The organism is Pseudomonas sp. IT-93MI4 (genome assembly GCF_949767635.1).
Lineage (GTDB): Bacteria > Pseudomonadota > Gammaproteobacteria > Pseudomonadales > Pseudomonadaceae > Aquipseudomonas > Aquipseudomonas putida_A.
The window spans coordinates 645,038-663,915 of the sequence record NZ_CATKPP010000011.1; the positions used below are offsets into that span (position 1 = coordinate 645,038).

The 18,878-nt window shown below is 60.7% G+C and carries 20 protein-coding genes and 2 pseudogenes; 10 read left to right on the forward strand and 12 right to left on the reverse strand.

Annotation, left to right across the window (positions count from 1 at the left end):
• Positions 1-2: 2 nt before the first annotated feature.
• The gene (locus ACM6I7_RS10225; RefSeq protein ID WP_414888488.1) at positions 3-830 is read right to left on the reverse strand and encodes an arylamine N-acetyltransferase family protein; all 828 of its coding nucleotides are present in this window, start codon (positions 828-830) and stop codon (positions 3-5) included.
• Positions 831-930: 100 nt separating this feature from the next.
• Entirely contained in the window at positions 931-1,725 is a 795-nt protein-coding gene (xth, locus tag ACM6I7_RS10230; RefSeq protein ID WP_096796937.1) for an exodeoxyribonuclease III, read from the reverse strand.
• 127 nt (positions 1,726-1,852) lie between these two features.
• Here xth and ACM6I7_RS10235 point away from each other — a divergent pair, with 127 nt between their 5' ends.
• Both ACM6I7_RS10235 and ACM6I7_RS10240 read left to right on the forward strand, forming a co-directional pair.
• Positions 1,853-2,437, forward strand: coding sequence for a GNAT family N-acetyltransferase (locus tag ACM6I7_RS10235; RefSeq protein ID WP_414888489.1), 585 nt, complete (start codon positions 1,853-1,855; stop codon positions 2,435-2,437).
• A 90-nt stretch (positions 2,438-2,527) separates the two neighbouring features.
• Positions 2,528-2,827, forward strand: coding sequence for a hypothetical protein (locus ACM6I7_RS10240; protein ID WP_096796939.1), 300 nt, complete (start codon positions 2,528-2,530; stop codon positions 2,825-2,827).
• A gap of 92 nt (positions 2,828-2,919) precedes the next feature.
• On the opposite strand, the gene ACM6I7_RS10245 is transcribed toward ACM6I7_RS10240, so the two are convergent.
• The 4 genes and pseudogenes from ACM6I7_RS10245 to ACM6I7_RS10260 form a co-directional block, all read right to left on the reverse strand.
• A complete protein-coding gene (locus ACM6I7_RS10245) occupies positions 2,920-4,488 on the reverse strand; it encodes a diguanylate cyclase (RefSeq protein WP_414888490.1) in 1,569 nt (522 codons plus the stop codon).
• 236 nt (positions 4,489-4,724) lie between these two features.
• Positions 4,725-5,249: a hypothetical protein gene (locus tag ACM6I7_RS10250; protein WP_097088632.1), complete on the reverse strand. Its 525-nt coding sequence runs from the start codon at positions 5,247-5,249 to the stop codon at positions 4,725-4,727.
• 148 nt (positions 5,250-5,397) lie between these two features.
• A pseudogene (locus ACM6I7_RS10255) lies at positions 5,398-5,508 on the reverse strand (PAAR domain-containing protein); the annotation flags it as partial.
• A gap of 136 nt (positions 5,509-5,644) precedes the next feature.
• A complete protein-coding gene (locus tag ACM6I7_RS10260) occupies positions 5,645-6,310 on the reverse strand; it encodes a ribonuclease T2 (protein WP_027611510.1) in 666 nt (221 codons plus the stop codon).
• A gap of 165 nt (positions 6,311-6,475) precedes the next feature.
• Here ACM6I7_RS10260 and ACM6I7_RS10265 point away from each other — a divergent pair, with 165 nt between their 5' ends.
• From ACM6I7_RS10265 to ACM6I7_RS10290, 6 genes are all read left to right on the forward strand, one after another.
• Entirely contained in the window at positions 6,476-6,946 is a 471-nt protein-coding gene (locus ACM6I7_RS10265; protein WP_098964677.1) for a hypothetical protein, read from the forward strand.
• A gap of 102 nt (positions 6,947-7,048) precedes the next feature.
• On the forward strand, positions 7,049-8,755 hold the full coding sequence (locus ACM6I7_RS10270; RefSeq protein WP_414888491.1) for a copper resistance system multicopper oxidase: 1,707 nt from the start codon (positions 7,049-7,051) through the stop codon (positions 8,753-8,755).
• Positions 8,756-8,766: 11 nt separating this feature from the next.
• The gene (locus tag ACM6I7_RS10275; RefSeq protein ID WP_414888492.1) at positions 8,767-9,633 is read left to right on the forward strand and encodes a copper resistance protein B; all 867 of its coding nucleotides are present in this window, start codon (positions 8,767-8,769) and stop codon (positions 9,631-9,633) included.
• A gap of 32 nt (positions 9,634-9,665) precedes the next feature.
• Positions 9,666-10,040, forward strand: a complete 375-nt coding sequence (copC, locus tag ACM6I7_RS10280; protein ID WP_414888493.1) for a copper homeostasis periplasmic binding protein CopC — start codon at positions 9,666-9,668, stop codon at positions 10,038-10,040.
• A 3-nt stretch (positions 10,041-10,043) separates the two neighbouring features.
• On the forward strand, positions 10,044-10,913 hold the full coding sequence (gene copD, locus ACM6I7_RS10285; protein ID WP_414888494.1) for a copper homeostasis membrane protein CopD: 870 nt from the start codon (positions 10,044-10,046) through the stop codon (positions 10,911-10,913).
• A gap of 58 nt (positions 10,914-10,971) precedes the next feature.
• Entirely contained in the window at positions 10,972-11,757 is a 786-nt protein-coding gene (locus tag ACM6I7_RS10290) for a transporter substrate-binding domain-containing protein (protein WP_097088620.1), read from the forward strand.
• Here the strand turns inward: ACM6I7_RS10290 and ACM6I7_RS10295 are convergent.
• Positions 11,726-12,577 carry a helix-turn-helix domain-containing protein gene (locus ACM6I7_RS10295; RefSeq protein ID WP_414888495.1) on the reverse strand — a complete coding sequence of 284 codons (852 nt, stop codon included), beginning with the start codon at positions 12,575-12,577 and terminating at the stop codon, positions 11,726-11,728. The genes ACM6I7_RS10290 and ACM6I7_RS10295 overlap by 32 nt on opposite strands.
• A 161-nt stretch (positions 12,578-12,738) precedes the next feature.
• Between ACM6I7_RS10295 and ACM6I7_RS10300 the strand changes: the two genes are divergently transcribed.
• Positions 12,739-13,650, forward strand: coding sequence for an alpha/beta hydrolase (locus ACM6I7_RS10300; protein ID WP_414888496.1), 912 nt, complete (start codon positions 12,739-12,741; stop codon positions 13,648-13,650).
• A gap of 259 nt (positions 13,651-13,909) precedes the next feature.
• Here ACM6I7_RS10300 and ACM6I7_RS10305 read toward each other — a convergent pair whose 3' ends face one another.
• The 5 genes and pseudogenes from ACM6I7_RS10305 to ACM6I7_RS10325 all read right to left on the reverse strand — a co-directional run bounded on the left by ACM6I7_RS10305 (position 13,910) and on the right by ACM6I7_RS10325 (position 17,888).
• On the reverse strand, positions 13,910-14,125 hold the full coding sequence (locus tag ACM6I7_RS10305; RefSeq protein WP_027611503.1) for a hypothetical protein: 216 nt from the start codon (positions 14,123-14,125) through the stop codon (positions 13,910-13,912).
• Positions 14,126-14,227: 102 nt separating this feature from the next.
• Complete coding sequence (locus ACM6I7_RS10310; RefSeq protein WP_414888497.1) at positions 14,228-15,007, reverse strand: EAL domain-containing protein; 780 nt, start codon at positions 15,005-15,007, stop codon at positions 14,228-14,230.
• A gap of 136 nt (positions 15,008-15,143) precedes the next feature.
• Positions 15,144-16,016: a methyl-accepting chemotaxis protein gene (locus ACM6I7_RS10315; protein ID WP_401065649.1), complete on the reverse strand. Its 873-nt coding sequence runs from the start codon at positions 16,014-16,016 to the stop codon at positions 15,144-15,146.
• Positions 16,002-17,078 (reverse strand): annotated as a pseudogene (locus ACM6I7_RS10320) (methyl-accepting chemotaxis protein); the annotation flags it as partial. The gene ACM6I7_RS10315 and the pseudogene ACM6I7_RS10320, both read right to left, overlap by 15 nt.
• Before the next feature lie 447 nt (positions 17,079-17,525).
• Positions 17,526-17,888, reverse strand: coding sequence for a DUF6124 family protein (locus tag ACM6I7_RS10325; protein ID WP_414888498.1), 363 nt, complete (start codon positions 17,886-17,888; stop codon positions 17,526-17,528).
• A gap of 441 nt (positions 17,889-18,329) precedes the next feature.
• On the opposite strand from ACM6I7_RS10325, the gene ACM6I7_RS10330 reads away from it, so the two are divergent.
• On the forward strand, positions 18,330-18,875 hold the full coding sequence (locus tag ACM6I7_RS10330) for a PAAR domain-containing protein (protein WP_414888499.1): 546 nt from the start codon (positions 18,330-18,332) through the stop codon (positions 18,873-18,875).
• The last annotated feature ends 3 nt before the right edge of the window (positions 18,876-18,878 follow it).

Consider the following 18,878-nt stretch of genomic DNA (forward strand, 5'->3'; position numbering starts at 1 on the left):
GATCAGGCCGGTACGAGCATCCGCGCCAGCGACTGACGCACGTGCGGCTGGTCAGGCAGACGCAAGCCGAACTCCTGCTCCAACACCTCGATCAACTCATCGACATCCGCCACCTCGCGCCGCTCGCTGTCGGCGCCCATGTGATGAATCGCGAAGCTGCCGTTGTTCAGGGTCCGCCGCCAGCCATCGCCAGTGCGCGCAACCATCAGCCGTTTGGCGAACGGCGACTCGGGATGGGTCGAGACGTACCAGTTGCCGAGGGTGTAATCGATGTCTTCCTGGCGTTGCAGATCAAACAGGTACATCGCGCGCCACTCGCCTGCGACACCGGCGCGCAGCATGTAGCCGTCGGCCTGTTTTTCGATGCGATAGGATTCATGCGGCGTCGGTTGTTCAGCCTCGGTATCGAGCAGCAACGGCGCGGTCGGCACCATGCCACCGAAGCCGACATCGGTGATGTAACGCTCGCCGTCGATGATCACCAGGCTCAAGCGATGCGTGCGGGCCGTCCAGGTGCCCTCGGGTTGCGCCAGCACCACGCGCCCGGAGATGCCACGGGCCTCGAAGCCCAACTCCTGCAGCAACGCCAGAAACAGATTGTTCAGTTCGTAGCAGTAACCACCCCGACCACCGTGGAGAACTTTTTGTTCGACCGACGCCAGATCGATCAGCACCGGCGCGCCAGTGATCGTCGACAGGTTCTCGAAGGGAAAGACGCCGGTATGCCGCAACTGCAACTGCCGCAGGGTTTCCAGGGTCGGTGCCGGTGGAGCGTCGAACCCCAGGTGTTGCAGGTACAACGTCGGATTCGCCAGACGTGGCTCGCTCATTGCTCAGTCCTTTTGCATGTGGCCGCGCATTGCTGCGCCGATGGCCGACATGTATACGGGATCGCCCCCGGACTCCGACAATTGATTTCGCCAATCAGCGCTACCGACGCTTGCGCGAACCGATGCGAATCCAGGTCGGCGCATGGTCGCTGGCGTGCGGTTCGTTGCGCACCCAGGCGTCGACGCCGGCCTCGTGCAGATACGGACTGAGTGCCGGGTTGAGCAGCAGATGATCGATGCGCAGACCGGAGTTGGTTTGCCAATGCTGGCGAAAGTAATCCCAGAAGGTGTAGAGGCGATCATCGGGATACAGATGGCGCAGCGAATCGGTCCAGCCTTGATCAAGCAGCCGTTGATAACACTCGCGGCTTTCGGGTTGCAGCAGCGCATCCTTGAGCCAGGAGCGGGTGTTGTAGATGTCCATGTCAGTAGGCACCACGTTGTAATCGCCGGCCAGCACCACCGGATGGTCGCTGCTTTGCAAATCCTTGGCGTAGCGGATCAAGCGTTCGAACCAGGCCAGTTTGTAGTCGAATTTCGGCCCCGGCTGCGGATTGCCATTGGGCAGGTACAGGCAGCCGACCAGCACACCATGCACAGCCGCCTCCAGATAACGACTGTGCTTGTCCTCGGGATCGCCCGGCAGACCGCGGCGGCTCTCCAGTGGCTGCGCGTCGCGGGCGAGAATCGCCACGCCGTTCCATGACGCCTGCCCGTGCCAGATCGCGCCGTACCCCGCTGCCTCCAGTTCGGCGGCGGGGAATGCACTGTCGACCGACTTGAGTTCCTGCAGACAAGCGATGTCCGGTTGCTCGCGCTTGAGCCACGCCAGCAGGTTCGGCAAGCGTGCGCGCAGGCCGTTGACGTTGAACGTGGCGATCCGCAGGTTTTTCATCGTTCAGGCTCCGGCGAACAAGGTGTGAAAATTGTGACCCTGTGCTAACGGCGGTGGTTGCATCGGATCAACCGGCTGCGGCGTAATAGGCGCTCGTCACTGCCCCGAACTGCCGAGACTTGATTCCATGCTCACCACCCTGCAAGGCCCGCGCATCCTCCTGCGCCCGCTTCAGTACAGCGACGCCGACGCCCTGCTCCGCGCTGCCGCCGACGGCGAATTGTGGAACCTCACCGTCACCGTGGTGCCTTCGGCGAGCACTATCGACAGCTATCTGAAAAAAGCCCTCGACGGTCGTGATGCCGGCACGGTCATGCCGTTTGTGATCGTGTTGAAGGATAGCGGCGCAGTGATCGGCTCGACCCGGTTCTGGAAGATCGACCCGCTCAATCGCAAGCTGGAAATCGGCAGCAGCTGGATCTCGGCACGCTGGCAGAAATCCTTCGTCAACACCGAAGCCAAATACCTGATGTTGCGCCACGCCTTCGAGGTGCTCGACTGCGTGCGAGTGCAGTTCACCACCGACGAGAACAACCAGAAGTCGCGCAACGCGATTCTGCGCCTCGGTGCGCAACAGGAAGGCATCGTGCGCCACGAGCGGATCATGCCCGACGGCCGCAAGCGTAACTCGGTGCGTTTCAGCATCATCGATGACGAGTGGCCGCAGGTGCGGCAGGTGCTGGAGCAGAAACTGGCTGAGGATCGAGGCTGAGGCTCGACAACCGCTCGTCAGCCAATCGGCACCAACAGCTGCGGCCGTCAGACCAAAGTCAGGTAACCGAACCTTTTTGGGAGACGTACCATGACAACGCGCAAACTGACTTCCCTGTTGCTCGCCGGGCTGCTGGCCACCGCCTCGGTCGGCGCCTTTGCCGCCAATGACGGGGCGGATGCCTCCGGCACCAAATCCGGTGCTACAAGCGGCACCAACATGCCACCCAACAGCACCCCCGGCGCTCCGAAAAACGGTGACAGTACCGATGGCGCCGGCAAGGGTACCGGCACCAACAGTGGCACCATGGGTTCTGGATCGGGAGCGGGGGGCGGCACTGGTTCGGCCGGCGGCGGAACTGGCGGTGCCGGTGGTGGCACAGGCAGCTGAACGAATAAGCGTGACCGCTGGTGATCCGGCATGAAGGCATGAATCTGTGGCGCTGGAATCCGATTCCTCGCCACAGATCAAGCGCGGAGGCTTTAGCGATCCGACCGCATCAACTCGGCAACACCCTCCTCCAGCGACAACACCGCCGCGCGATTGCGCCCGGCATTTTTTGCCTGATACAACGCCGCATCAGCACGCTGGATAAACACTTCAAGGCTGTCATTGCCGCTCGGAATAAATGAGTAGCAGCCCAGACTCACCGTCAGGTAACCGGTGGGCGAACCGCTGTGAGTAATGCGTTTATCCATCACGCTGCGGCGAATCTGCCCGGCAATCGCCAGCACGCCGTTGATGTCGGTATCCGGCAGCAACACCGCGAACTCTTCGCCACCGTAACGCACCGCCAGGTCAGACTTGCGTTGAGAGCAATGCTTCAACACCTGGGCCACCTGAGTCAGGCAGTGATCCCCTGCCACGTGCCCGTAGGCATCGTTGTATCGCTTGAAGAAATCGATATCGAGCATGATCAAGCCGACTGGACTCGACTGCCGTTCACCGCGAGCAAATTCGATCTCCAGCGATTGCTCGAACAGGCGCCGATTCGCCAGCCCCGTCAGGCTGTCGTGGGTCGCGATCTGCTCCAGTGTGCGTTGTGCCTTGCGCAGGTTTTTCTCGATTCGCTCGCCGTCACGCACCTGATGAATGAACACCCAGCCGAACAGGCCGACGCCAAGAATCACCAGCGCCACAATCACGCTGGACTGAAAGGCCCGCTCATACCAACCCTTGAGAATCGTGTCGCGCGAAGAGGCGGACGCTACCACCAGCGGATAAGCCGCCAACTGGCGGTAGCCGTACAAGCGCACCACGCCGTCGACCACCGACTTGATCATCGCGGTGCCGGCCGGGGCTTCGGGCAGCAGCTTCTGGTAGATCCTGCCTTGCGCCAGCGACGAACCGATCAGGCCTTCGTCGAACGGTCGCCGCGCCAGCAGCGTGCCGTCCTTGAGTCCGAGAAACATGATGCCGTTGTCATCGAGGCTGAAACTTTTGAAGAACCGGTCGAAGTACGCCATCTTGATCCCGGCCATCAGCACGCCCTGGAAATTGCCGGCGCGGTCGTTGATGCGTTTCGAGATCGGGATGATCCACTCGCCATTCTCGCGGCTGCGAATCGCCGGGCCGATGTGCGCCACGATAGAAACGTTCTGCTGGTGAAACCTGAAGTACTCGCGGTCGGCCACACCCTTGCCACGGGGCAGGTCCGGGAACGAGGTGATCACCCACTGGCCCTCGCGATCGAAGAGGAACATGCCGTGCAACTGCTCCAGTTGTTGCACCCGACGCGCGAAGGTTTTTTGCAGACGTGGTCGCTGCGCGGCGCCATAACCATCGTCCTCGACCCAATCAGCGAGACTGGTGAGCACCAAATCGGCGGCCAGAAACGTGTCTTCGGCCTGCTGCGCCATGGCTCGGGTCAGGTTGGTCGACGCGATCTGCGCGTTCGCCAGGTCCTGACGCCGTGTCTGCTCGAGTTGCAGATAAAGCAAGCCGGACAGGCACAGGCATACCGCAACGATGAACAGCGCTGCCGCCTTGCGCAGTGGCAGGCGTTTAAGCGTGCCGGGAGTCTGATGGGGGTCGTGAATGGGGATTGGCAAAAACGTGTCCTGGGCAGGTACGACAGGGGCCGCAGCCCGAAACCCTTACTTTTCATGAGCGTAGCCCAGCGGGGTGCGCACAGCAAACCCGCCCCGCCAACACACGCCTGCCCCGTTGTATCGGCGCGCAAGGGATTTGGATGATCTCCGCACGTCGATTTATTTTCAGTGGTGGTTTTGCGGGTGATCGCCCTCGCGTATCTGCGTAGGGCAATCGCGCAGTGCACCGATGACGGCTATCGGGGTTTGTTGATTTCCCGCAGCAAATCCGCGACCGGCAGGTTCATGGTGTTTGAGTAGTAGGGTTTGTAGCCGTACGCGGTGACGACGACTTTGCAGGGGATTTGTTGTTTGTTCGCGAGGAGTTGATTCAGTTCTGTTACTGAAAGATTTCTCTCAGAACTTCGGTTGCTGGAAGTTTCACTGAGGAATGCGCGAGTAAGGTAGGAAAACTTTCCCTTGTTGTTTTCATTTTTTTCCGATCGTATCAAACCGGATGCGGAGAACTGTATGGCTTTGCCTACTGAGAAATCATGATCATCCGCCAATGCGCAATGAAGCATGCCCGAAATCATCCCAACTCGCTCCCCGCGATCAAAAAGATCCAACACATCAACGTCCGACTGATACCGGATGATGTATAGCAGCGACTTTTCTCTTTCCACAGATTCGAAGTTCAGGTTTGCGGGAGGCTTTGTATGGTCTTTCGCACAACCTGAGCAAATAGCGAGCAAGCAACAAATGAGCACCCTGTACATCATGGAAAATCCTTCATGATTGAGTCAAAAAGCATATCGGCTGCCGATTTGCTCCCCGCGATACGGGCAGTAAACAACCCCAAAGCATTTGCATGATTTGTGTCTACATTGACGTTTAATGAAGGGCCAAAGGAGATAAGCCACTTTTCACCAATCCGTCGAAATTCACATTCGGCGAGCCACTGGCAATCGGATTGGTGCCATGTCCCGGGAGTGGGCAGGCGGTCGGATCGGTGACGCGGGCGGCGGGTTTTCCGCTCATGAACAGCTCCTTGCAGTGTGGCGGGTCATCCTTTTGGGGCGCGCAAGCATGCGTGAATTTTCCGGGTGCTTCAAACCTTCAGGCAAAAAAAAGGCGCCCGCTCGGGCGCCCTTTCCTGTTCGTGGAACCGCTCACATCACCGCGACGGCGGCACCCGAATATCCCCCGCCCGGCACTGGGTCTTCACGCCCTTGCCGCACGCGCCGAACTGCAGATCCTTGCCCATGCACACCCGCACTTCCGAAAGCTCCGGGCCGCTGCAGATCACCGCGATGCCATTGGCCGGGATCCCCGGGTTGGCCTTGCGGAACAGGTCGGCGATTTCCTGGGCTTCGAAGTAATACGAGGAGCTGAACGGTTGCAGCTCCTGCGGAATTTTCACCGCGCCAACTGCTTTGTCCGCTTCATCCAGATAACCCATCGCGCCGAGACCGCTGCAGGTGCCGTGCTTGGACCATTCGTGATCGAGCAGTTTCTTCGTCGGGAACAGTGTCAGGCCCTTGGTGGTTTCCGCCGCCGACAACGTGGTCAGCGGTGGGCAGGATTCCGGCCAGCCGCCGTTGGCGTATTGCGGCCACAAGCCGTGCAGCACGAAGCCGTAGCCCTTGCCGGAGCATTGCACGTCATCTTTGTGGGTGAGGCAGAAGGTTGGCGACCAGGACAGCGTCAGCAGGTAGTAATCGAACTGCCCCGCTACCGCTTCCGTTTGCACCTTGCTGGCGTTCGACTGACGCGCCGAACTCAGGCCGATGCTACCGGCCGTCAGCGCGATCAGCGCCAGAATTGTAAACAGCTTTTTCATGTACCCGCTCCTTGGGACGCCTGCGTCCGTGGTTTTTGATGCTGACCAGACTTGGCCAGCGCTGATTTCGCCATGCTTGTGTTGCAAGCGCATGACGCAAGGCAAGGCCGTACGCCGTTGAACGGTCTACGATTAACAGGCAGACATCAAACCAAGGGATCCGAAATGAGTAAAGCAGACGAACTGGCCGCCAAACTCAAGCAAACCCGGCACACCCATGCGGATGCCGCGCTGGAGATCGATTGCTGGCCGGCGCAGGTCTACGATCTGTACCACCGCATCGAGGCCTGGCTGCAACCCGTCACCGAAGTCGGCCTGAAAATCCGTCGCAACCCGACCCACGTTTGCGAAAGCTCACCCGATGGTGAAAGCCACGATTACGCGATCGACCAACTGGTGATCGAAGCCAATCAACAAACCCTGACATTTGATCCCATCGCCCGGTTTACCGAGGACGGCGCCGGTCGCGTGCAGATCACCCTGCCCGAGCGCAACACCTATCTGCTGCGCACCGTCGATGAACATCATGAGAGCCATTGGTGGTTGCAAACGGTGGAAACCGGGCAGGAACTGGATGCCATTGCGCTGACCGAGAACAACCTGTTGCAGGTGGTGCAGGAAGGGCTCGGTCTGTAACGCGAGCGGCCAAACTGTCAAAACTGTAATCCCCCTCTCAGCCAACTGAAAGCCAGCGCTGGGTAGCCTCCCCGTCATGAATCAAACGGGGACTTCCAGCGCATGCCTTCCAACACCTCAAGACGCACCTTCGTCAAAGGCCTGGCCGCCAGCGGCCTGCTCGGCGGCCTCGGTCTGTGGCGCGCGCCGGTCTGGGCGTTGCCCCCGCCTGGGCAGATCAACGAACTGAGCAGCAGCGAATTCGAGCTGTTCATCGGCGAAACCCCGGTCAACTTCACCGGCAGCCCGCGCACTGCGCTGACCATCAATGGCAGTCTGCCCGGCCCGTTGTTGCGCTGGCGCGAGGGTGACACGGTGACGCTGCGGGTGCGCAATCGGCTCAAGGACAGCACCTCGATTCATTGGCACGGGATCCTGCTGCCGGCCAACATGGACGGCGTGCCGGGTCTGAGTTTTCACGGCATCGAACCGGGCGGCGTGTACGTCTACCAGTTCAAGGTGCGGCAGCACGGCACTTACTGGTATCACAGCCATTCCGGCTTGCAGGAGCAGGCCGGGGTTTACGGGCCGCTGGTGATCGACGCCAGAGAACCGGAGCCGTTCCACTACGACCGCGAGTTCGTGGTGATGCTCAGCGACTGGACCGACGAAGACCCGGCCAGCCTGATGAAGACCCTGAAAAAGCAGTCCGACTACTACAACTACCACAAGCGCACCGTTGGCGATTTCATCGACGACGTCAGCGAAGAAGGCTGGGGGGCCAGCGTCGCCGACCGCACGATGTGGGCCGAAATGAAGATGAACCCCACCGATATCGCCGACGTCAGTGGCGCCACCTACACCTTCCTGATCAACGGCCACACGCCCGACAGCAACTGGACCGGACTGTTTCGCCCCGGTGAAAAACTGCGCCTGCGGCTGATCAACGGCTCGGCCATGACTTACTTCGACGTGCGCATTCCGGGGCTGAAAATGACCGTGGTCGCGGCAGACGGTTTGCACGTCAAACCGGTCAGCGTCGACGAGCTGCGCATCGCCGTGGCGGAAACCTACGACGTGATCGTCGAGCCTGACAGCGAGGCCTGCACCCTGTTTGCCCAGGCCATGGATCGCAGCGGTTACGCCCGCGCCACCCTCGCCACCCGCGCCGGTCTGGTAGCACCGGTGCCTGCGCTGGACTCGCGCCCGTTGGTGACCATGGATGACATGGGCATGGCCGGCATGGATCACGGCTCGATGGACATGAGCGCCATGGCGGGCATGGATCACTCGGCGATGGGCCCGATGCAATCGCACCCCGCCAGCGAACAGGACAATCCGCTGGTGGACATGCAAGCCATGAGCACCGCGCCGAAACTCGACGACCCTGGCCTCGGCCTGCGCAACAACGGCCGTCGCGTGCTGACCTACGCCGACCTGCGCAGCACTTTCGAAGACCCGGACGGCCGCGATCCCGGGCGCACGATCGAGCTGCACCTGACCGGGCACATGGAGAAATTCGCCTGGTCGTTCAACGGCATCAAATTCTCCGACGCCGAGCCGCTGCGCCTCAAGTACGGCGAGCGCATTCGTCTGGTGCTGGTCAACGACACCATGATGACCCACCCCATCCACCTGCACGGCATGTGGAGCGATCTGGAAGACGAGAACGGCAACTTTCAGGTGCGCAAACACACCATCGACATGCCCCCCGGTACCCGTCGCAGCTATCGGGTGACGGCCGATGCATTGGGCCGCTGGGCCTATCACTGCCATCTGCTTTATCACATGGAAACCGGCATGTTCCGCGAAGTGCGGGTGGAAGAATGAAGGGGCCGAACATGACTCGATTCGCAGCGTTCTCCTTGTTAATCATCGGCAGCTCCGTCATGGCCGCCGACGACATGCAAGGCATGGATCACAGCCAGATGCCCGGCATGGATCACTCGATGCAGAGCATGGACGACGGCATGATGCAGCCCGCCGCGCCGACAGAAAGTCGTACGCCGATCCCGGTGCTGACCGACGCCGACCGCGCCGCCGTGTTCGTCAGCCCCGGCGGCCATCAGGTGCACGACAGCGCGATCAACAGCTACTTCCTCGCCGACAAACTCGAATGGCAAAACGCCGATGACGGCAGCGCTTTGGCCTGGGATCTGTCCGGCTGGATTGGCGGCGACATCGATCGCCTGTGGCTGCGCTCCGAAGGCGAACGCAGCAACGGCAAGACCGAGGACGCCGAGCTCCAGGCATTGTGGGGCCACGCGATTTCGCCGTGGTGGGACGTGGTCAGCGGCGTGCGTCAGGACTTCAAACCCGGCGCGCAGCAAACCTGGGCCGCGTTCGGTGTGCAGGGCATGGCGCTGTACAACTTCGAAGCCGAGGCCACGGCGTTTCTCGGTGACGGCGGACAAAGCGCACTGCGGCTGGAGGGCGATTACGACATTCTGCTGACCAATCGGCTGATCCTGCAGCCCACCGCCGAACTCAACGTCTACGGCAAAAACGACCCGCAACGGGGCCTCGGCTCCGGCCTGTCGAACACTGAAGCCGGCCTGCGCCTGCGCTACGAAATCCGCCGCGAATTTGCGCCGTACCTCGGCGTGACGTGGCACCGCACCTACGGCAACACCGCCGATTACGTCCGCGAAGAAGGCGAAAATCGCAGCGAAGCACGGCTCGTGCTCGGTGTGCGGCTGTGGTTCTGAATTCCCACTGAAAAACACCCCAGAGGTCTTGCATGCGCACATTGAATATCACCCTTGTACTCGCCAGCGGATTGCTCCTGAGCAGCCTCGCTCAGGCTCACCCGAAACTGCTGTCATCAACCCCGGCCGAAGGTGCCGACGGCGCGGCTCCCGACAAGATCGAACTGCACTTTTCCGAGAGCCTGCTGACTCAGTTCTCCGGCGCCAAACTGGTGATGACCGAGATGCCCGGCATGGCCCATTCGCCGATGCCGATGAAGGCCAGAGTCAGCGCCGGCAGCGACCCGAAATCGATGCTCGTCACCCCGCTCACGCCGTTGCCCGCCGGCACCTATAAGGTCGAGTGGCGCGCGGTGTCGTCCGACACGCACCCGATCACCGGCAGCGTCACGTTCAAAGTGCAGTGAGCGATGGCTGAACTGATCAACATCATTCTGCGCCTGGCGTTGTATGTGGATTTGCTGCTGTTGTTCGGGGTGGCGTTGTTTGCGCTGTACAGCGTGAACGCGCCGCTGCGGTTCAGGCCGCTGTTGCGTGGATTGGCGTTGCTCGGTGCCCTGCTGTCAGTGGCTGGATTGCTGCTGATGACGAGCGCCATGAGTGGCGAAACCGAACTCGCCGCACTCTGGCCGCACCTGCAGATGATGCTGCTGGAAACGGACGTCGGGTTGGCGTGGGCGCTGCGCATGATTGCACTGATCGTGGTGCTGGCTCAGCCGGGGAAGTGGCTCGCGTCGATGGCCGGCGCGGTCGCCCTCACCTCCCTTGCGTGGAGTGGGCACGGAGCAATGGACGAGGGCTCGCTGCGTTTCTGGCATTTCCTCAGCGACATCCTCCATCTACTGGCGGCGGGGGCATGGTTGGGCGGCATGCTGGCGCTGGTGCTGCTGGCGCGGGGTGGTGTGGATGAAGCACGGATTCGCCTGCTGGCAGAGGCGGTGAAACGCTTCGAATGGATCGGCGCGGCGATTGTGCTGACGCTGTCAGTGAGCGGCGTGGTGAATTACCTGTTCATCGTCGGCCCGAGGCTGGATGAGGTGCTGCTCGGCACCTATGGGATGTTGCTGGCGATCAAGGTTTTGCTGTTTGCCGCGATGCTGGTTCTGGCGGCGCTGAACCGCTTTCACCTTGGGCCTGCGCTGGAGCGATCGCTACGCGATGGACAGCACGTCATCGCGGCGCATGCACTCAGGCGCAGCGTGCTGCTGGAACTGGGCATGGCCCTGCTGATCGTGGCGTTGGTGGCGTGGCTCGGCACGTTGAGTCCGGACGCGGGATGACACCCGAGAAGGCCTTTCACTACACTGGCTCACCGTCCTCTGCAGAAGCCCGATGTCCATGACCATTCTAAAAAGCACGATGATCCTTTGCGGCGCGCTGACCCTGGCCGCCGGCGTTCAGGCGCAGGAAAGCCCTTCGCACCTCGACAGCATCCAGCAACAAGGCCAACTGCGCGTCTGCACCACCGGCGACTACAAGCCCTACACCTTCAAGCGCACCGACGGCGACTTCGAGGGCATCGACATCGCCATGGCGCGCTCGCTGGCCGACAGCCTCGGAGTGAAAGTCGAGTGGGTGCAAACCACCTGGAAAACCCTGATGCCGGACATGCAGGCCGGCAAGTGCGACATCGGCATGGGCGGGATTTCGGTGACGCTGGACCGGCAGAAAAAAGCCTACTTCAGCGACACCCTCGACAGCGACGGCAAGATCCCGCTGGTGCGCTGTGCCGAGCAGGCCAAGTACCAGACCATCGAGCAGATCAACCAGCCCAACGTGCGTCTGGTCGAACCCGCCGGCGGCACCAACGAAGCCTTCGTCCACGCCTTCCTGCCCAAGGCGCAACTGGCGCTGCACGACAACGTGACGATCTTCCAGCAACTGCTCGACAACAAGGCCGACGTGATGATCACCGACGCCTCGGAAGCGCTGTATCAGCAGAAACTCAAACCGGGGTTGTGCGCGGTGAATCCGCACCAATACATGCAGTACGGCGAGAAGGCGTACCTGCTGCCGCGCGATGACATCAGCTGGAAACTGTACGTTGATCAGTGGCTGCATCTGAGTAAAGTCACTGGCAGTTATCAGAAGGTCATTGGTGAGTGGCTGGCAGTGCCGCAATAAGCGTTTCCAGCGCTTCGCTGGCCTCGCTGCCCGGCGCGGCGGTCATGACGATGAGCGCCTGATCCGGGCTCTCGGCGCATGACACCATCTGCCAGTCGAGGCTGAGTTTACCCACCTGCGGATGCAAAAAGGTTTTGCTGCCGCAGGTCGGGCTGGCCACCAGATGCGTCGCCCACCAGCGGCGAAAATCTTCGTCACGCAGCGACAGTTCGCCAATCAGCGAAGCCAGCCTCGGGTCATCGGGAAACCGCGCGGTGTCCATGCGCAAAAACGCCACGCAGTTGCGCCCGTTGTTCTCCCAATCGATGTACAGACTGCGAAACCTCGGGTCGAGAAATGACAACCGAATCAGGTTGCGCTGCTCGATCGGTATCTCGGCGAAGTCGACGTAAAGTGTGGCAGCCAACGGGTTCCACGCCAACACATCCATGTAGCGCCCGATGACCATCGCCGGAATGCCCTGCAGATTGTCCAGCAATCGTTGGGTCTGCGGGCCGACGGTTTGCCGGCGATGCTGATCGACCGTGGTTCGCCCCAGACGCGCCAGTCGATAGAGGTAATCCAGATCATCCTCGCGCAGGCGCAACGTGCGGGCGACCGCCGCCAATGCGGATTTAGACGGCGACAAGCGCCCCTGCTCCAGGCGTGTGTAGTAATCGACACTGATGCCGGCCAGCATCGCCACCTCTTCGCGGCGCAAACCGGCGACGCGGCGTGCCCGACCGGCGTCGGCGGGTAAACCGACTTGCGTCGGTTCGAGTTCGGAACGACGGGCGCGGAGGAATTCGCCGAGGTCGTTGGGGCTGGTGTGTGTATTCATGGGGCGATCATTGCGCGCGAGCGCGTCCGGGGGAAGGCAATCCTTATCATAGGAAAGTTTTTCCCAGGATCCGCGCTCTCTTTTTGCCTCCCACCCACGGCGGCAATCTGTGCCTCGTCAGCCGCCACCTGCGGCATCGCAGCAACCCGTGGAGTGCACCTATGAAAACCAACGTCAGCTTCCTCAGCAACGGCCTCAAACTCGCCGGCCACCTCTACACCCCGGACGACCTGCAACCCGGTGAACAACGCCCGGCCATCGTCGTCGCCCACCCGTTCGGCGGCGTCAAGGAGCAGACCGCCGGCCTCTACGCCGCCAAACTCGCGGCCAAAGGCCTGATCGCCCTCGCCTACGACGCCAGCTACCAGGGTGAAAGCGCAGGTGAACCGCGCTACCTCGAAGACCCGTTCGTCCGCGCCGAAGACATCAAGAGCGCGGTGGACTTCCTCGCCAACCACGCCTCGGTCAACTCACAACGCATCGGCGCCCTCGGCATCTGCGCTTCCGGTGGTTACGTGCCCTTCGCCGCCCAGACCGACCGCCGCATCCGCGCCGTCGCCACCGTGAGCGCCGCCGACATCGGCCTGCTTTACCGCGAAGGCCTTGGCGGCAGCGTCAGCCCGGAACAGCTCAAACAACTGCTGGAACAAGTCAGCGAACAACGCACTCGCGAAGCCCGTGGCGAACCGGTGCGCATCGACCCGATCGTCCCGGAAACCGCCGATATCAACGCCGACACCCCGCCCCTGTTCCGCGAAGGCAGCGACTACTACCGCACCCCGCGTGCGCAACATCCCAACTCGCCGAACAAGTACGTGTTCACCAGCATCGGCCGGATCGCGGCGTACTCGTCCTACGAGCACATCGACCTGATCTCGCCGCATCCGCTGCTGATGATTGCCGGCTCGGAAGCCGACACCCGTTACTTCAGCGAAATGGCGATCAAGAAGGCGCTGGAGCCGAAGGAATTGGTGCTGATCGAGGGCGCAAGCCACATCGACCTGTACGACAAGGAACAGTTCGTCGGGCCGGCGGTGGAGAAAATGGTGGGGTTCTTCAAGCAGTATCTGTAAGCGACAGGCACAAAAAAAGGCGCCCGACATGGGCGCCTTTTTATTGGCCTGTACACTGAACCTGAGGATCTAATTGAAGCTATGGAGCTAATTGCACCTGTAGAGCCAAGTAAACCTGTGGAGGCAATTACACCTGTGGCGAGGGGATTTATCCCCGATGGACTGCGTAGCAGTCCTGCTGTTTTAAAAGTGGGGTCGCTTCGCGACCCATCGGGGATAAATCCCCTCGCCACAGGGTCAGGGTCAGCCTCGATTTTGATCAATCGTCATGCAACATCCCGGAGCTGTACTGGTTCAAGCTGCTGCCAATGCTGTTGCCGCCAAACTTCAGGGTCGTCGCATGACTGCGCCCCTCCGGCGATTGGCAATCCGAGGAGAAACAACTGGTGGTGGTCAAACCTCCGGCGCCCGAACAGGCACTCAATACCGAGACAGCTGCGGCGATCAACAGCACTTTGACGACATTGGTGCGCATGGTACGGCTCCCCTTGGGATGATCTTGTGCAAGCATCGTAGGCCTTCGCTGCACTCGGGAAGATGAAACCTTGCCGATCGACAGCACGGGTTCAGGTTCGCATCAAACCGCCCGCCACGCCCCCACCGGAATCTGCGCCATCGCCTCAAACGCCGGTTTGGCGAACCAGAAACCCTGCATCAGATAAATCCCGCAATCGGCGAGAAAGTCCCGTTCCTCCGGGTGCTCGATGCCCTCGGCAATCACCTCAATCCCCAGTTCAGTACACATGCCCACCACGCCCCGCACAATCGCCTGACGCACACGGTCGCGATGGATATCGCGAATCAGCGCCATGTCCAGTTTGATCAGATCCGGCTGAAAGTCCGCCAGCAGATTCAGCCCGGAATACCCCGCACCGAAGTCATCAATGGCGGTCTTGAACCCGAACTCGCGGTATTCGCGCAAGATGTTCATCAAGTGTTTGTTGCTTTCGACGTGCTCGCCCTCGACCGCTTCGAAGATCAGTCGATCAAGCGGGAACGCATGTGCGCGGGCCGCCTCCAGCGTGCTGCGAATGCACAAGTCCGGACGATAAACGGCGTTCGGCAGGAAGTTGATCGAGAGGAACCCGGTGAGCCCCAGCTGCGCTGCCGTAGAGATCGCCCGCACACGACACAGTTGATCGAAGCGATAGCGGTTCTGGTCATCGACCTGCTGCAGAACCGACAGTGCACCTTCGCCCTGCACGCCCCGGACCAGCGCCTCGTGGGCGAAGGTCGATTGATCACGCACATCGACAATCGGCTGGAACGCGAAGGAGAACGCCATATCGGCCTCGCCTTTTTGCCGGCATCCTTGGCACCCCCCGCTGGGCTGGGGGAAAATTGGTGTATTGGTCATGACGCCCCCTGAGAGCGGGTTGCAACCATCCATGGCCCAGAAAAAAATCACTGCACGGACCGGGTGGCGCCGCTTGGCGGCCCCCGCTTATACAGGCTGACCGGTCAATTCCGGCCAAGTTCATTGCGAAATGCCATCAGGTGCGGAAATGCGCCGTCATGCGTTGCAGGTCCTGCCCGAGCGACGCCAGTTCAATGGTCGCGGCAGCGCTTTCTTCGCTGGCGACGGCCGACTGATCGGCCACATCGCGCACACTGACGATGCTGCGATTGATCTCATCGGCCACTGCACTTTGCTGCTCGGCGGCGGCGGAAATCTGCAGGCTCATTTGCTGGATCGTGCCGATGGAATGGTTGATCTCGGTAATCGCCTGTTCGGCCTTCTGCGCCAGCACCACGGTGTCCAGCGTGCGCTCGCGGCTGGATGTCATCAGCGTAGATGCCGCTTGCGTGCCCTGCTGCAAGGTGACAATCAGCGCTTCGATTTCCTTGGTTGAATCCTGCGTGCGCTGCGCCAGCGAGCGCACTTCATCGGCAACCACCGCGAAACCACGGCCCTGCTCCCCCGCCCGCGCCGCTTCAATCGCCGCGTTCAGCGCCAGCAAATTGGTCTGCTCGGCGACTGCCTTGATCACATCGATGACCTTGCCGATCTGCTCACTGTCCTGGGACAGCACGTTCATCGCTCCGCCCAACTCTTCGATCGCCACCGACAGTTCGCTGATCTGCACAGTCGCCTGCTTGACCACCGCACTGCCGTGACGCGCCTGCTGATCGGCCAGGGTCGCGGCGGCGGATGCGTCGGTGGTGTTGCGCGCCACCTCCTGCACGGTCGAGGCCATTTCGTGCATCGCCGTGGCGACCTGATCCACCTCGACTTTCTGCTGGCGCACACCGGCGCTGGTCTGCTCGCTCATCGCCGAGAGCTTCTCGGCCGATGTCGAAATATGTGTCACGCCGTTACCGATCCCCTGCACCAGCGTGTTCAGACTTTGCGCCATGTCCTGCATCGCGTTTTGCAGATCGCCCAACTCATCCTTGCGGCTGGATTTGGCTTGCACCGTCAGATCGCCCTTGGCAATCCGTCGCGCCAGCTCCACCGTCAGCGCCAGCGGCCCGGTGATCTGCCGCGAGATCAGCACCGAAGCCAACAGACCGACCACCAGCGCCAGCACCGTCAGCACTGCAATCTGAATAAAGGCACGCTGTTGATCGTCCCGCGCCAGACGCTGCTGAGTGTCCATCAGGCCGGTCATGATGCTGTCCATCGCCTGGCTCTGCTGATCCACCTGCTGACGCAGGCTCTGCTTCTGCTCGAACAGCACGGCGACCTCGACCAGCACCTCGCGATAACGGCGCATCCCGGCCTGCGCCTCTTCAAGCTGACTCGCCAGGGCCGCCGGCAAACCGCTGCGCGCCTTGCTCATGTCGGCCAGAAACGCATCGGTGGTGTCCAGCAGCACCTTCTTGTTGGCCTCGCTCGGCACGGCGATATAACGCCGCAACATCAGCCGAAACATCGTCATGCCATTGCGCAGATCCGCCACGGTGCGCAAGTCCGCCACCCGCGCGCTGTCGGCAGACGCCAACGCGCTGGCCGTGGTGCTCTCGAACATGCTGTTGAAGGTCTCGGCGTACTTGTCCGACATCGCCCCCAACGGTTTCAGCGCATCACTGGTCGCCTTGTCCGCCTCGACCAAACGCTTGACCTGCTGATCGTAAGCCAGCGTGGTGTCCTGCAAACGCTTCAAGGCTTGCTGGTTTTCCGCCCGCGTCAGGGTCTGCAACGCCTTGGCGATCAGCCCCTGCAACACCGTCAGCTGCGACTGATAAGCCTCGGCATAAGCGACATCCGCCGCCGCTTCGTACTGCTTCTCCGACAGACGCATGTCCTGCGTCGCATCGTTGAGCGTACCGATCAAACGCGTGGTACCCAGGCGATCAACCAGCACATTGCTACTGCTATAGCCAATGAAGGCCACCGCCCCCACCGCCAGCAAAAGAACGCCAAACCCGGCCCCCAACTTTCGGGAAACCTTGATGTTGCCCAGGAAATTCGATGCTTCTGCCATGTTCAGCCTCTAACGCCCTGACGCGATTCAGCGTCAGGCACAAAAAGTAGTTCTCTGATAACCGGAGTTACCGCTCATATTCGGGGTCGTCGTCCTGGGCGAAATACGGGCAGCTTCCACTGACCCGGCTGCAACAACCTGACGCGAAAAGCCGTACCGACGGCCCACGCACCAGCGGACAAATCCAGGACTGACGCTGGATTTATCGTTTCAGCAAAGGTGTTGGAACGGATGCTATAAATTTTGGGAAAAGTTGTACAACTTTATATTTTTGTATAATCGTTGAACTTTTTTGAGCGCGTGATGACGCATTGCCATCATTTTTTGTAGCACATCGCTATTACTGCGAAAACAGGCTGAAACACGCCATTTTGGCCGGTTGTTTTGCGCATCGACAGAACGCCCTCCGCGACCACGACCTCGCCGCTCGCCACGGAGGGCAGCGATCTACGCCTTGAGCTCGACGTTATCCAACGCCTGATTCACCGCCAACTCCCCCAACATCACCACCTGCGCAATGCCGAGCAGCGTCTTGCGGTGCGAGACATCCAGCAACGCGGCGAAGTCGTTGAGCATGGTCGTGGCGGAACCCAGGGATTCGCTGGCGTTGGCGAGCAGGGATTCGGTGTCGTAGGCCGGGTTGGCGAGGAACATTGGTTTGGATTGGTCACCGCAGGCCATGATCTGGCTGGCTGGAGTGAGGTAGTGATCGAGGGCGCGCTCGGCGGCTTCGTGGAGTTTGCGGGAATCGAGGGATTCGTAGGGGGATGCGGGGTCGGTTTCTGGGGGGTTTGGGGTTGGTTTGATCATGGATGAAACTCCTAACACTTTTAGTGAAGGCTTCACTCTTTCGCTACCAAACGAAGGGTGGCGGCCATGAACAGGTTGGTAGACCGGGTGTTAGGAGCCGGCGCGCCCAAAGACGCCCTGTACATGGCCACCATAGACCCCGATCGAAAGTACGATCGGTGATGGTGACGCTGTACATCTAACACTCGGGCTACCAAACCCGATCACTGGTTTTCAGTGACCCGAGAACGATAGAACCCACGGTCTAGACGCACAAGCCGGCGGATTCTGTCTTAGGTGTAGGTGGAGGCGCAAGGTGGTGTAGGGCCGAATCCGTGCTGACCACCACACTTTAAACAGACTGAATCTCAACCGTTTAAATTGAAGGCGCTGTACCAAGGCACGGGTCCAGGCAAGTCTGATAAAGTCGGCACCGGTTCATTCGTTGACAGGGAGTCAAACATGGCAAAGCCAGCCGCACGCATCACCGATCCCACCAGTTGCCCAATGCCCGGGCACGGCCCCAAAGCCATCGCCTCCGGTTCCCCCGACGTATTCTTCGACGGACTTGCAGCCGCCCGACAAGGCGACGCCTGCACTTGTGGCAGCGCGTTGGCTTCAGCGGTTTCAGGGACAGTGTTCATCAATGGAAAAAATGCTGCTCTCGTCGAGACGGTCGGCACTCATGGCGACGTTGTCATTGGAGGTTCAGGTACGGTGATCATTGGTGATTCGCATACCCCTGCCCCTTTCATTCCACCTATACCAATGGTCGTTCATGGCAACTGGATTGGGTTCAAAGTTCCGGCCAACGAAAGCTATGAAGGACTTTCCTGCATCGCTCATTTTGAAGACGGCTCGAAAATGGAAGGCGTGTTTGACGCAAAAAACACGGTGAAATTTTTAAATCCCACGGGCAAGGCCTGTACTGCCATTGATTATGGAACTGACGAGGTCCAGAGCGGCCCGTCGATTCTGGAAACTATTCTCGGCAAAATTCAGAGATAAGGA